Source organism: Caballeronia zhejiangensis (genome assembly GCF_000698575.1).
Lineage (GTDB): Bacteria > Pseudomonadota > Gammaproteobacteria > Burkholderiales > Burkholderiaceae > Caballeronia > Caballeronia zhejiangensis.
In genome coordinates this window covers 62,676-76,348 of sequence record NZ_JFHD01000013.1, presented here as the reverse complement: position 1 = coordinate 76,348, position 13,673 = coordinate 62,676, and the positions used below count along the sequence as shown (strand labels likewise).

Below are 13,673 nucleotides of genomic sequence, written 5' to 3'. Positions count from 1 at the left end.
ATCGGTGCGCGGACCCACGTCATTTATTCGCCGCGCGGCACGTTCGCCTTGTTGCCGGCGAGCGGCGAACCGTATCCGCCGCTGTTGGCGTTGTTCGGCAGGCCGTTGACGAGCTGCGCGCGCGGATCGCTCGGATTGAGATTGAGCTCGCCGGCCTGCGCGTTGCCGTGCGTCGGGTATTGACTGCCGAGCGGCGCGTTCGGCATGAGCTTGGTGCTGTTTTGCGGCGCGTACATGTCGGTTTCGGCGCTCGGATGAAGCTGCGCGAACGCCGATGTGACGGCGAATGCCGATATGACTACGACTGAAGCGCGGATCGCGTTCATGGCGGACTCCAATGCAGAGCGTGATTCAGTGTAGTCCGCGCGCCGGTGCATTGGCCGATCACCCTTCTTACAACCAGACCAGCGTTTGTTCCGGCGCGCTCGCTCCCGTATTGCCTCACCATTGAACCGATCGCAGCCGAATTTGAATCCCGGAGGCGCTCACCTTATTCGCGGCGAACGGCTTATCGACGGCACGCGTCTTGCATAATGCAACGTTGCTCCGGCCTGCGCACTGGCCGTTCCACGCCGACCACACACTAAAAGCGAGCCGTTTCCATGCCGCAAGCACCCGGGCCGCGCCGGCCACCCGCGAAGATCCTGCCGCCGGAAGCGCCCGGCGTGCGCGCGCTGGCGTCGCTCGTGACAGGCGTCATCGTCATTTGCGCGCTGTACTTCGGCCGCGCGGTGATGATCCCGATCATCCTCGCGATTCTGCTGAGCTTTCTGCTCGCGCCGTTCGTCGATTTCCTGCGGCGGCTGCGCTTCGGGCAAGTGCCTTCCGTGATCGTCGCCGTAGTGGTCGCGCTGTCGGTGCTGACGGCGGTCGGCGCGCTGATCGGCGCTCAGGTCGCGCAGCTCGCGGGCGATCTGCCGAAGTATCAGGTCGCCGTCGAGCGCAAAATCGATTCCGTGCAGAAGATGACTGTCGGCCGCGCCGATGAGTTTCTCGGCCGCGCATCGCGCGCGCTGAAGCGGATTTCGCCCGCGCGCGAGCAGGAGCCGAAGAACGAGGACAATCCGGCCGCTTCGCCGATCGACCAGCCGATGCCCGTCGAAGTGCACGAGCCCACGCCGACGCCGCTGGAACTCGCGCAGCGCTTTCTGTCGCCGATCATCAGTCCGCTGGAAACCACCGGCATCGTGCTCGTGGTCGCGGTGTTCATCCTGCTTCAGCGCGAAGATCTGCGCGACCGGCTGATACGGCTTTTCGGCTCGCGCGACCTGCATCGGGCGACCACCGCGATGGACGAAGCCGCGCGGCGCCTGTCGCGCTACTTCCTCGCGCAGCTCGGCATCAACGTGGGCGTGGGCATCGTCATTTCGATCGGGCTTGCGATCATCGGCGTGCCGGGCGCGCTGCTCTTCGGCGTGATGACCGCGCTTCTGCGCTTTGTGCCGTATGTCGGAACGTGGATCGCGGCGATCGTCGCGGTCGTGTTCGCGGCGGCCGTCGGTCCCGGCTGGGCGATGCTCGTGTGGACCATCGTGCTCTTCGGCGTGACGGACATCGTCGCGGGTCAAGTCGTCGAGCCGCTGCTGTACGGGCATAGCACGGGCCTGTCGCCGTTCGCGGTGATCGTCGCGGCGATTTTCTGGAGCTGGATCTGGGGGCCGATCGGCCTCGTGCTCTCGACGCCGCTCACGCTCTGCCTCGTGATTCTCGGCCGCCATGTCGATCGCCTCGAATTTCTCGACGTGCTGTTCGGCGACCGGCCCGCGCTCACGCCCGCCGAGAACTTCTATCAGCGCCTGCTCGCGAACGATCCCGACGAGGCGCTCGTGCAGGCCGAGACGTTGCTCAAGGAACGCTCTCTGATCGCGTATTACGACGATGTCGCGCTCGAAGGCTTGCGCTACGCGCATAACGACGTGCTGCGCGGCGTCGTCACGGCGGATCAGTTGCGGCGCATCAACGAGTCGGCGCTCGACATCATCGAAGGGCTGGAGGATGCGGAGGACACGGCCGTCACCGTCGCGCCGAAAGAGGACTTGCCCGCGAGTTTCGAATCGCCCGACGACGGGCCGCGCATCGCGCCCGAGACGCCGCCCGCGCGCTTCGATGCGCAGAAGGAAGGCCACACGGCGTCGGTGCTCTGCATCGCGGGGAGAAGCGAGCTCGACGATCTCGCGGCGACCATCGCCGTGCAGCTGTTTCGCAAGCACGGCCTGTACGCGGACCTCGCGGGCTACGAGCGCTTTTCGCGCGGACGCTTCGGCGAGGTCGATCTCGCCGGCGTGACGATCATCTGCGTCGTGTCGTTCGATGCCGCCGAGTCGCCGCCGTATCTGCGCAACCTGCTGCGGCGTCTGCATCAGCGCGCGCCGTCGGCGGAACTGATCGTCGGCTTGATCTTCCCCGAAAGTTCGCTGCAAGGCGAAGTGCTCGTGCGTACGAGTTCGGCGGCGGTGTCGTTCAGGGAGCTGGTCGAAGCGTGCGTGGCCGCCGCGCGCCGCCAGTCCGCCGACGGCGTGCCGTGGGCGGGCCTCAACGACGCCGGCGATGAAACCGCGCTGAACGGCCCGCGCGAGAACGTGGCGATTTAGCGGTTGCCGTCGAACAGATCGTTGAGCATGGTGTCGAAGGCGGCTTGCGCGTCTTCGAGTTCCTGAAGCGCGGCGTCGAAGGTCTGCAGCGCCATCTGCGAAGGCCGGCCGTCGCCTTCGGGCGGAAACTGCTTTTGCAGCGCCAGGAAAGCGGACTGAACCTGGCGCGTCGCGTTGACGATACGTTCCATCGCTCGCGCTTCTTCCGTGCGATTGTTCTCAGCGGTCATCGGAGACACTCCTCGTGGGCAATGTCCGATAGTACCAAGCGATCCTAAGCCTTCGCCACGGTAAAGAGGCGCACGGCTTCGTCGAGCACGACCGCGCGTTCCGCGAGGCGCTGCGCGGTGGCCGCCGCCTGCTCGACGAGCGCGGCGTTCTGCTGGGTCGAATCGTCGAGATGCGCGACCGCCTGATTCACCTGCGCGATGCCCTCGGCCTGCTCGCCGCTCGCCTTCGCGACTTCCATGATGATCGCCGATACGCGGTTCACCGCTTCGTCGATGGCGCGCATCTGGCTCGTCGTGCGCGCGACGAGGCTCGTGCCTTCCGCGATCTGCGCGACGCTCGTCGCGACGACGCCTTCGATTTCCTTCGCCGATGCCGCGCAGCGCTGCGCCAGATTGCGCACTTCGGTCGCGACGACCGCGAACGAGCGGCCCGCTTCGCCCGCGCGCGCCGCCTCGACGGCCGCGTTGAGCGCGAGGATGTTGGTCTGGAACGCGATGCCGTCGATGACATCGGTGATGTCCGCGATGCGCCGCGACGCCGCCGTGATGCCCGCCATCGTCTGCTCGACCTGGCTCGCGATGCGCCCGCCGTCGTCCGCCGCGGCCTGCGCTTCCTTGACGACTTCCAGCGCGCGCACGGTGGCGTCGGCGTTGCCTTGCACGGTCGTCGTGAGCTGATCCATCGTCGCGGCCGTCTGTTCGAGCGATGCCGCCTGCATCTCCGTGCGGCGCGACAAGTCCGTGTTGCCGCTCGAAATCTCGTTGGCGGCCTCGAGCATGCCGCCGATCTGGCCGCGCACGTCGAAGACGATCGCCGCGAGATTCGCCTTCAACTGCCCGAGCGCGCGCTGCACGTCGCCGAGATCGTCGTGACGCGCATCGGGCATGTCGGCGGTCAGATCGCCCGCGGCCATGCGCGCCGCGAAACCGGACATCGTGCGGACGGGCGCATCGACCTGACGCGAAAGCGCGAGCCAGCCCACGAAGCTCGCAACGGAACTCACGCCGAGCGCGATCCAGAAGGGCAGCGGCGGCACGCCGCGCCATCCTGCCAGCGCCGCGACCAGCATGCTGACGGGCACGGCGGCGAAAGCCGTGGCGAGACGCGAACTCACCGGCAGGTTCGCGAGCGCCGCGAGCTTGCCCGCGATGCCGTTCTTCACGAGCGCGCCGCGCACGAGGCGTCGCGACGCGTTGCCGGCCTTGATCTGCGCGTAGAGCGCGGTGGCGTCGCGGATTTCATCGCGCGTCGGCTTCACGCGCACGGAGAGATAGCCGACGACCTTGCCGTGGTCCATCACCGGCGTGACGTTCGCGCGCACCCAGTAGTGATCGCCGTTCTTGCGGCGATTCTTGACGAGCGCGGTCCACGAGCGGCCGGCGCGCACGGTCGACCAGAGATCGGCGAACGCTTCGCGCGGCATGTCGGGATGCCGGATGAGGTTGTGCGGCTGGCCGATCAGCTCGTCGCGCGAGAAGCCCGACACCGACACGAAAGCCGGATTGCAGTACTGGATGTTGCCGGAAAGGTCGGTGGCGGAGACGAGCATCGCCGAGGCGGGGAATTCGAACTCTTGCTGGGTTACGGGCTGATTATTGCGCATGGTGTCCTTGATTCTTCTTCGCGTCGCGCGCCGATTTTCGAAGGCGGCGCGCGTCTTATTACAAGGACATAACGGCGATTGGCCCCACAATCTTTAGGGGAATCCGACTGAAACGCTCAAGTGTGGCGATTTGTCGCCGATAGGGCGCGTTAGTTACTGCGCGCTCCATCCGCCGTCGATTTGCAGCGCCGAGCCGCGCATTTCGCTGGCGGCATCGGAGCAGAGGAACACGGCCATATCGCCGATCTGCTGCGCCGTCACGAATTGCGCGGACGGCTGTTTGTCGCCGAGCAGCTTGGCGCGGGCCGCGTCCGGCGTGAGCGAGTCGCGGGCGGCGAGATCGTCGATCTGTTTCTGCACGAGCGGCGTGAGCACGAAGCCTGGGCAGATTGCGTTGACGGTCACGCCGGTGCGGGCGTTTTCGAGCGCGGCGACTTTGGTCAGGCCGAGAATGCCGTGTTTCGCGGCGACGTACGCCGATTTGCCCGCCGAGCCGACGAGCCCGTGCACCGACGCGATATTGATGACGCGGCCCCAGTTGCGCGCGCGCATTTGCGGCAGCGCGACGCGCATCGTGTGGAACGCCGAGCTCAGATTGATCGCGATGATCGCGTCCCAGCGATCGACCGGGAATTCGTCGATGGTCGCGACGTGCTGGATGCCGGCGTTGTTGACGAGGACATCGACGGCGCCGAATTGCTCGTTTGCGAAGGCGATCATCGCTTCGATTTCTTCGGGCTTCGTCATGTCGGCGGGATGGTGGACCGCTTTCACGCCGGTGGCTTCGATCTGCTTCAGCGCGCCTTCGATATCGCCGAAACCGTTGAGCACGAGATTCGCGCCTGCCTGTGCGAGTGCCGTCGCGATGCCGAGGCCGATGCCGCTCGTCGAGCCGGTGACCAATGCCGTCTTGCCGGCGAGCGCTTTGTTCAATGCGGTTTGGGTCATATGCGGGTTTTTTCCTTCTTTCCGGAGTTTTGATCGGGTTCTGCGGAGTTTGGTGTGTTGGCTTGCTGTGCGTAAATTAGGGTTTTTTCTTTTTTTTCGCCGGATCCCGTGATCGTGTCGGTCTATTAGCACTGCCCCTGTGCGGGGCGGCACTCACTTTCTTTGCTGCTGCAAAGAAAGTAAGCAAAGAAAGCAGCTACTGATACGCCCGCGGTCACACGCAATTTGGGTAGTCCTCTCGTCCATCGTGGGCTGCCTAAAGAGTGCCCTCAAACACCTAATCGGGCTTGGCTCGCGCACGGTCTGTAACATCGCACCACATAACAAACTGGTTCAGCACGAAATAGCTCCAGCCCGCTTCGCGGCCGACCGGTCAAGCGGGGATGCATGCGCTTCTTCACTAACGCCTCCATCTCACTGCACTTGCCTCACGTTGGTTTCCCTTGCGGACCCGGCGGCAGCGCGTAGCGCTGTGCCGAAGCCATTTCGTGCTGAACCAGCGTTCTCAACGGTTTCGGGCGGCAGACCGTGCGCGAGCCAAGCCCGGTTAGTCCTTCGAGGGCACTCTTTAGGCGAGTGCCGCCTAGGACGAGAGGACTACCCAAATTGCGTGTGACCGCGGGCTTGAAAAGCTGCTTTCTTTGCCTACTTTCTTTGCAGCAGCAAAAAAAGTAGGTGCCGCCCCGCACAGGGGCAACGCTAATAGACCACTAAGAAAACGGGATCCGGCGTAAACCGAAAAAAATCAAACAATTCCGGTCGCGTAATAAACTGCGATAACAAAGAACACAGCCAAAGTCTTGATGATGGTCACAGCGAAAATATCGCGATAAGACTCGCGATGCGTGAGCCCGGTCACGGCCAGAAGAGTAATAACAGCACCGTTATGCGGCAGCGTATCCATACCACCGGAGGCCATAGCCACAACGCGATGCAGCACTTCCAAAGGAATATGTGCAGCTTGAGCGCCAGCGATAAACGTATCCGACATGGCAGCAAGCGCGATACTCATCCCGCCGGAAGCAGACCCCGTAATCCCCGCGAGTGACGAAACGGAGATAGCCGCATTGACGAGCGGATTGGGAATGCTCTTGAGCGCATCGCTGACCACGAGAAACCCTGGCAAAGCCGCGATCACACCACCGAAGCCATATTCGGAAGCCGTGTTCATCGCCGCGAGGAGCGCCCCCGCAACGGCCGCCCGCGTCCCCACCGCGAACCGCTCCTTCACGCGCGAAAACGCGGTCAGCAGAACGAGCACGATGCCAAGCAGCAACGCACCTTCCACCGCCCAGATCGCGACGACGGTTTTGACAGCCGTCGTGACAGGCGCATGCACGCCCGGCAGCACTTCCGGCGGCACGGTATAGCTCGCGCCATACCACGTCGGAATCCACTTCGTCAGCGCGAAGTTGGCAACGCCGACGAGAATCAGCGGCGCGATCGCGAGCATCGGATTCGGCAGCGACGTCGATTCCACACGCTCCGGCTCATTCACGAGCGACGTGCCGTAGCCTTCGCCCTTGGCCATCGCCGAGCGCCGGCGCCATTCGAGAAACGCCAGGCCGACGACGATAATGAACAGCGAACCGATCACGCCCAGCCACGGCGCGGCCCAGCCAGTCGTCTTGAAGAACGTCGTCGGGATGATGTTCTGAATCTGCGGCGTGCCCGGCAGCGAATCCATCGTGAACGAGAACGCGCCCAGCGCAATCGCGCCCGGCATCAGACGCTTCGGAATATTGCTCTGCCGATACATCTCAGCCGCGAACGGATACACCGCGAACACGACGACGAACAGCGACACGCCGCCATAGGTGAGCAACGCGCACACCGCGACGATCACCGCATTCACGCGCGACTTGCCGATGTATCGAATGGCTGCGGCGACGATCGACTCCGAGAATCCCGACAGCTCGATGACCTTGCCGAACACCGCGCCGAGCAGAAACACAGGAAAGTAGAGCTTCACGAAGCCGACCATCTTCTCCATGAAGATGCCGGAGAAAACGGGCGCGACGGCAGCGGGATCGGTGAGGAGGACGGCCGCGAGCGCGGCGATCGGCGCAAAAAGAATGACGCTGTAGCCGCGATAGGCGGCGAGCATCAGGAACGCCAGGGCGGCGAGCACGATGATGAACGACATTGAGTCTCCGTGATGGTTGTTCTTTGAAACTGTCAGCGCGCCTCTTCTGGAAGCGCTGCCGGCGCATGGATAACGCACCGCGCGTGCAAAATGCACTTTCCGTGCCAGTGTGCTGAAACTCAGGCGCGACAGGCATCGGGGGAAGATGACATCGCAAGGTTTCAGGAAAATGTCTCCGAACGGAGACATCCTCGTCTATCGAAACAGCTGCATACAGCATTGAGAACTAGTGCAGATGCGGATAGCGGGCGCGTCTCCGGATTGAGATAGTCGTCTCGATATGGAGAAAACGGAGACTTTGGGCGCCATGCGCAACGACTGGATCAACGTGCCGGCGGACTACAGCGACGTGATGCGCCGCGCGATGGAGTCGCTTTTCAAGACCTTCGAGAATCTGAGCGAAGGCACCTTCATCGTCGACGCGGACGCGCGCGTCGTGTGGATCAACAAGCGCTACGCGGCGCGCTTCGGCTTCGACGATCCGCTCGACGCGATCGGACTCGACTGCGAAGCGGTGATTCCGAACAGCCTGATGCGCGAGGTCGTCGCGACCGGCAAGCCGATTCTGCTCGACGTGCTGGAAACGGATCGCGAGCCGCTCGTCGTCACGCGTCTGCCGCTAAAGGACGACTCCGGCGCGACGGTCGGCGCGATCGGCTTCGCGCTCTTCGACGAGATGAAGGCGCTCACGCCGCTGTTCGCGCATTACTCGCGCGTGCAGCAGGAACTGATCGCGACGCGCCAGTCGCTCGCGCAGGCGCGGCGCGCGAAGTATACGTTTTCGAGCTTCGTCGGCACGAGCCCGGTCAGTCTCGAAGTGAAACGTCAGGCGCGGCGCGCGGCGCTCGTCGATTCGCCCGTGCTTCTGCTCGGCGAAACCGGCACCGGCAAGGAACTGCTCGCGCATTCGATCCACGGCGCGTCGACGCGCGCGGGTAAGCCGCTCGTGACCGTCAACGTCGCGGCGATCCCCGACACGCTGCTCGAAGTCGAGTTCTTCGGCGCGGCGGCGGGCGCGTACACGGGCGCGGAGCGGAAAGGGCGCGTCGGCAAGTTCGAACTCGCCGATGGCGGCACGCTTTTCCTCGACGAAATCGGCGATATGCCGCTGCCGCTTCAGGGCAAGCTGCTGCGCGTGCTGCAGGACAAGGAGTTCGAGCCGCTCGGCTCGAATCGCATCGTGCGCGCGGATGTCCGCATCATCGCGGCGACCTCCGCCGATCTGCCCGCGCTCGTCGCGGCGGGACGCTTTCGCGCGGACCTGTTCTATCGGCTGAACGTGCTGACGATCCACGCGCCGCCGTTGCGCGACCGGCTCGCCGATATCGAAGCGCTCGCTTACGCGATCCTCGAAGACCTGTCCGCCGATACGCGGCCGGGGCACGTCGGCCATTTCGTGCTGCATAAAGATGGCCTGCAACTGCTCGAGGCGTATTCCTGGCCCGGCAATGTCCGCGAACTGCGCAACACGCTCGAACGCGCGTTGATGCTGTCCGAAACCGAGCACATCGACGCCCGCGCGCTCTCCGCGTTCATCGATGCGGGGCGAGTGGCGATCGCGGCGCAGGCCGAACCCGTCGCCCAGGAAGGCGACGAGCCGCCGAACGTGTCGTACGCCGACGCGATGGCCGATTTCGAGCGGCGCTTTCTCTCGGATGCGTTGCGCGCGAGCGGCGGTCGGGTCGCGGATGCGGCGGAGAAAATCGGCATCGGACGGGCGACGTTGTACAAGAAGATCGCGGCGCTCGGCATCGCCGTCTGACGCACTTTTGCGAACAGGCGAATTGTCGCGAAAGCTTCGCGTGGCATACTCCCGAAATCGAAAAATAACGACCAAGAATCAAAGGGGTAGCGGATGAAAAGCGCGACGGAACTCGGCAGAAAACTCGGCCTTTCGATCATGCTGGCGGGCAGCGCGTGGGCCCTCGCCGGATGCAGCAGCGCGCCGCCGCTTTTCTCCGCCGACGGACGTCCGACGCAACAGATTCAATGCCCCGCCTACGGCGGATGGCGCAATTGCACGGACAACGCGAAGGCGCTCTGTCCGAACGGCTACGACGTGCTTGGCCAGTCGACCGAGAACAATCAGAACTCGCTGCTCGTCGCTTGCAAGGCAAGCTGAGAAGTCAGCCTTGCTGCGTTTCGCGCAGCATCGTGACGTCGTAACCGAGCGCGCGCGTGCGCTCGATCAGCGTGCGACGCAACTCCGCCGAAGGCTTCGCCTCGCGCGTCAAAATCCACAGATAACGCCCGGTCGGTTCGCCGACGATGGACCACGTGTAATCGTCGGCGTGATCGAGAATCCAGTAGTCGCCGACATAGAACGGACCGAAGAACGACACCTTCAGCTTCGTCCCATTCGATCCGGGGACGATCTTCGCGCGTCCTTCCGCCGACCGGTACGGACCGCTCAGCCCGCCTTGCCTGCACGCGTTGACGACGGATACGAGCCCGTCCTCGCGACGCGCGTAGTTCGCCGTGACGGCTTCGCAATTGCGCTCGAAGCGATTTTCGTAACGCGCGAACTCGTGCCAGTGACCGAGATAGCGATCGATGTCGACGGCCTTCGACGGTTCGGGCACGTTGTCGTTGCCGCTTGGGCGCGCCCCGTTCGACGCGCATGCAGCCAGCGTCGCGACGCCGCCGATCAGAGCCAGCGCCGCAGCGCCGTATGCCCAAGGTCTTTTGATGGTCATGTTGCCGGGGTGGGTGAGAAGTACGAGGGCTGACAGAGCAAGTGCCGTTCCGTCCGCCGAGTGGCTCCCGAATTTCCTCACCTCAAGGCGTATCCATGACGCGGGTAAATAACCGCGGGAAGCGCAAGTAGCTGTGCCGACTGGGTTTTATTCCTGGGCCGCGGCCTGGCGACAAGGCCTTTTCCTGACTCCCGAATCTGCTCACCTTTAGCGGAGCGCGTCGCGTAGCCGAAGCCGGCGCGTTTCGAAACGATGACCGGGCGGCTCGAAGTACATGCCGCGCCGCATCGTGGTCAAGCAAGTCGAATGCGTTAAAGAACAACGGCTTGGGTGGTCCACTTAAGAATGTGACTGAGCTGCCGAAATTGCTTCGCGATCCCGATGATCCGGCTATAAGTGAGGCGCGGCTGTATCGGCTGGCTCACCGTGGGGAGGCTCCCGAAACGTCTCACCTTTTTCCCTCGGAGCTCACCATCATGCTGCCGGTCTTCGGTCTCAGCATCGCGGGCTACGCGTACTGAACGCGGCTTTGCTCTGACCGCGAAAAAAAGCCCGGCGCGGGGGCACCGGGCGAACCACCTTCATTCCGACGGTGGAGGAGGGCCAGTTCAGACTGCTTCCTCTGATTATCGAAATCGCTGCTGTTCAGTGCGCGCTGGAACCGTCGCGCACGCCGGCCTGAAGCTGTGCGTGCCGTTCCTGATAAGGACGCAATTGCGGATAGCTCAGCGCGTTGACCGCATCCAGATCGCCCGCGCGACGCGCGCTCTGTAGCTCCGCTTTCACTTCGGCGCGGGTCTTGCCCACAGGCGTCGATTGCGCAAAAGCGGGCGCGGTGGCGAGAAGCGCCGACAAAACGAGACCGCCGATCAATGAGCTTTTCATTTGAATCTCCTGGATGCGTGTGCGTCGGGGCCGACGCTTGAGAGGCAGTCTAGGAGGATTCCTATTGGACAAAAATACTGATTGAGCCAACACATTGTTGTTCAGAGTGGATGAATGCGGGCCCGCGATGGCAAGTAATCGCTCACTTAATGCGGAGATTTTTACGCGATCAGCAAGGATGCGTTCCGATTCGTACGACCTTTTTGCGCGACTTGGGGCGCTTTGTTTCGTGGTTGAATCAGAAAATTATCGGAATGAAAGTTACTCTCGACTTATCCACAGAAACTGTGGATAACCATGGGGATAGCTCACTGTGAACCGCGTAGTGGCGCGGCGCGAGGTACATTGCTCGATTCATCGCAAAAATAGTCCCGATTGACTGCGCGCATGAAGACGGCCGACCCGCGATGCGCCTATCATGTGCACGCGCGCCGTCGCGAGGACGGCGTTGTCTGGAACGCTTCATCCGCCTTTTCATACCTTTGACGGGGAAGATCTCATGGCCTTAAAGATCGCGGTGGTCGTCGGCAGTCTGCGACAGGGTTCGTTCAACAAGCAGCTCGCGCATGCGCTCGTGTCGCTCGCGCCGGGCGATTTCTCGTTCGAGTTTCTCGACATCGGCAGCCTGCCGCTGTACAGCCAGGACTACGACAGCGACTTTCCCGAAGCCGCGCGCACGTTCAAGCAGAAGATCGCCGAAGCAAACGGCCTCTTGATCGTCACGCCGGAATACAACCGCTCGATTCCCGGTGTGCTGAAGAACGCGCTCGACTGGGGCTCGCGTCCGTGGGGACAAAGCGCGTGGGGCGGCAAGCCGGGCGCGATCATCGGGACGTCGGTCGGGGCGATCGGCACGGCGATCGCGCAGTCGCATCTGCGCGGCGTGTGCGCGTACCTCGACATCGTGCTGATGAATCAGCCGGAGATGTACATCAAGCACGACGAAAAGCGCATCGACGAAAACGGCAATATCGTGAGCGAAGACACGCGCAAATATCTGCAGACGTTCATGGACAAGTACGTCGCATGGGTGCGGGATGGGGCGGCCTGAGCGCTCACCGTTCACACGAAAAGACGGCCCGCGCAAGCGGGCCGTTGTCGTGAGCGGCTCGGAACTCAGACGTGATGATGTCCCGTCACACGATCCCAGCCGTGACGAATCGCCGCCTTGAAGCGTTCCCACGTATCGCCTTCGGGGTGCTTGCTCTCCCAGTCGCGGCGCGTTTCGTATTCCATCTGATCGTCCCAGGTGCGGCTGCGGAATCGATCGTCGTTGCCGAGCGTCGCGCCGTAGCGATACGCGCCCTGATAGTCCTCGTAAGGCTCGCCCGTCGCCGAATACTTCGATGCGTAATCGGCGCGGAAGTCGTCTTCGTACTCCATGAATTCATTGGGCACGTTTTGCGGATTTCCGATGGGTCCGACCGGACCGCCCGCCTGCGTTCCCGCCGAAGCGACAACCGGATCGGGCGACGATCCCGCCGCGCGCGCCGCGCCCGCCTGAGACGGCGTCGCGGGTTCGTCGAGCGGGCTCAACGGTTCGACGGAGCGCCATTCGGACGCCGTGTCGGTACGCACGCCGGGCAACGGAGCGCGCTCGGGCGGCACCGCGCCGGTCGTGCGCAGCGGATCGCGGCCCGCGATGGCGTCGCGCTCCGATAGCGAATCGCCCGCGAGTTCGGTGCGCGCCGCGAGCGGATCGGCGGGCGTCCCGGCGAGCGGATCGGCGAGCGGATCGGCGAGCGGATCGGCGCCGGTCGTCGCGTACGGATCCCGGCCCGTGACCGGGTCGCGACCGGCGAGCGGATCGCGGGCGGTGCGTTCGGCGTCGCTCGTCATCGACTGGGATTGGGACTGCGATTGCGACATGCCGCCGCGCGGCATCAGCGGATCGTCGGCGGGATCGCTGACGTAATCGCGCGGCGTCAGCGCGGCCGGATCGCCGACATCAGCGTGCGGATAAGCCCGCGCACGCGACGGCGTCTGGTCGGGATCGTTCACCGGCTCGCGTCCCGGCACCGCGCTGCCGCGTCCGAGGCCCAGTTCGTCGAGCACCGAATGATCGCGGTCATCGGCGGCCGCCGCGGACGTGCCGTGTTCGAGCGTCGTCCAGCTTGCCGCGCGTTCATCGATATCGATCGCGCCCTGATCGGACAGCGTCGCGCGCGCGATGTCGGCCTGCTCCACGCTCGGCGTTTCGACGGCGACGAGGATCGCACCGCGCCGCACGGCCTCGGAATAGTGCGCGACTTCCGGCGGCTGATCGCGTCCGCCGAAGAGCATGCTGAAGAAGCGCTCGATGTTGGCGAGCACGCCCGGCTCCTGATGCGTGACGGCATCGGGCATGTCGGACGGCGCGGCTGCATCGTCGCGCTTGGGATTGGCCTGCAGTTCGATATCCGCGCGCAGGAAGCCGGCGGCGATCAGGGCCGAGCGCGCGTCCTCGGCCTGCGCATAGGTGTCGAAAACTCCGATGACGGTGTGTCGCATGTACGCCTCCTGCGGATGGGCGAATTCCGAAAATCGGCGACGTCGGTCGCCGCGCATGTCGGCATTCACGCAACTCGCGTGCC

The 13,673-nt window shown here is 64.0% G+C and carries 12 protein-coding genes; 4 read left to right on the top strand and 8 right to left on the bottom strand.

The features are described 5' to 3' along the window. Window positions 1–23: 23 nt before the first annotated feature. On the bottom strand, window positions 24–326 hold the full coding sequence (locus BG60_RS18035; RefSeq protein ID WP_008354251.1) for a hypothetical protein: 303 nt from the start codon (window positions 324–326) through the stop codon (window positions 24–26). A 276-nt stretch (window positions 327–602) separates the two neighbouring features. Here BG60_RS18035 and BG60_RS18030 point away from each other — a divergent pair, with 276 nt between their 5' ends. After that, a complete protein-coding gene (locus BG60_RS18030; RefSeq protein WP_008354253.1) occupies window positions 603–2,591 on the top strand; it encodes an AI-2E family transporter in 1,989 nt (662 codons plus the stop codon). Here the strand turns inward: BG60_RS18030 and BG60_RS18025 are convergent. From BG60_RS18025 to BG60_RS18010, 4 genes are all read right to left on the bottom strand, one after another. After that, a complete protein-coding gene (locus tag BG60_RS18025) occupies window positions 2,588–2,821 on the bottom strand; it encodes a hypothetical protein (RefSeq protein ID WP_008354254.1) in 234 nt (77 codons plus the stop codon). The genes BG60_RS18030 and BG60_RS18025 overlap by 4 nt on opposite strands. Before the next feature lie 44 nt (window positions 2,822–2,865). Next, window positions 2,866–4,425 (bottom strand): methyl-accepting chemotaxis protein, encoded by a 1,560-nt coding sequence (locus BG60_RS18020; RefSeq protein WP_008354255.1) that lies wholly within the window; start codon window positions 4,423–4,425, stop codon window positions 2,866–2,868. 153 nt (window positions 4,426–4,578) lie between these two features. After that, on the bottom strand, window positions 4,579–5,373 hold the full coding sequence (locus tag BG60_RS18015) for a 3-hydroxybutyrate dehydrogenase (protein ID WP_008354256.1): 795 nt from the start codon (window positions 5,371–5,373) through the stop codon (window positions 4,579–4,581). A gap of 745 nt (window positions 5,374–6,118) precedes the next feature. Further along, entirely contained in the window at window positions 6,119–7,519 is a 1,401-nt protein-coding gene (locus BG60_RS18010) for a GntP family permease (protein ID WP_008354257.1), read from the bottom strand. A gap of 307 nt (window positions 7,520–7,826) precedes the next feature. Here BG60_RS18010 and BG60_RS18005 point away from each other — a divergent pair, with 307 nt between their 5' ends. Next, entirely contained in the window at window positions 7,827–9,281 is a 1,455-nt protein-coding gene (locus tag BG60_RS18005) for a sigma-54 interaction domain-containing protein (protein ID WP_008354258.1), read from the top strand. A 93-nt stretch (window positions 9,282–9,374) separates the two neighbouring features. Next, window positions 9,375–9,641 (top strand): hypothetical protein, encoded by a 267-nt coding sequence (locus BG60_RS18000; protein WP_008354259.1) that lies wholly within the window; start codon window positions 9,375–9,377, stop codon window positions 9,639–9,641. 4 nt (window positions 9,642–9,645) lie between these two features. Here BG60_RS18000 and BG60_RS17995 read toward each other — a convergent pair whose 3' ends face one another. Further along, window positions 9,646–10,215, bottom strand: coding sequence for a lipocalin family protein (locus tag BG60_RS17995; RefSeq protein ID WP_008354260.1), 570 nt, complete (start codon window positions 10,213–10,215; stop codon window positions 9,646–9,648). 645 nt (window positions 10,216–10,860) lie between these two features. Further along, window positions 10,861–11,100: a DUF4148 domain-containing protein gene (locus BG60_RS17985; RefSeq protein WP_008354261.1), complete on the bottom strand. Its 240-nt coding sequence runs from the start codon at window positions 11,098–11,100 to the stop codon at window positions 10,861–10,863. A 499-nt stretch (window positions 11,101–11,599) separates the two neighbouring features. Between BG60_RS17985 and BG60_RS17980 the strand changes: the two genes are divergently transcribed. Continuing rightward, on the top strand, window positions 11,600–12,151 hold the full coding sequence (locus BG60_RS17980; RefSeq protein ID WP_034472257.1) for an NADPH-dependent FMN reductase: 552 nt from the start codon (window positions 11,600–11,602) through the stop codon (window positions 12,149–12,151). Window positions 12,152–12,216: 65 nt separating this feature from the next. Here the strand turns inward: BG60_RS17980 and BG60_RS17975 are convergent, their stop codons facing one another. Then, window positions 12,217–13,590 carry a hypothetical protein gene (locus BG60_RS17975; protein ID WP_034472278.1) on the bottom strand — a complete coding sequence of 458 codons (1,374 nt, stop codon included), beginning with the start codon at window positions 13,588–13,590 and terminating at the stop codon, window positions 12,217–12,219. Window positions 13,591–13,673 lie beyond the last annotated feature (83 nt).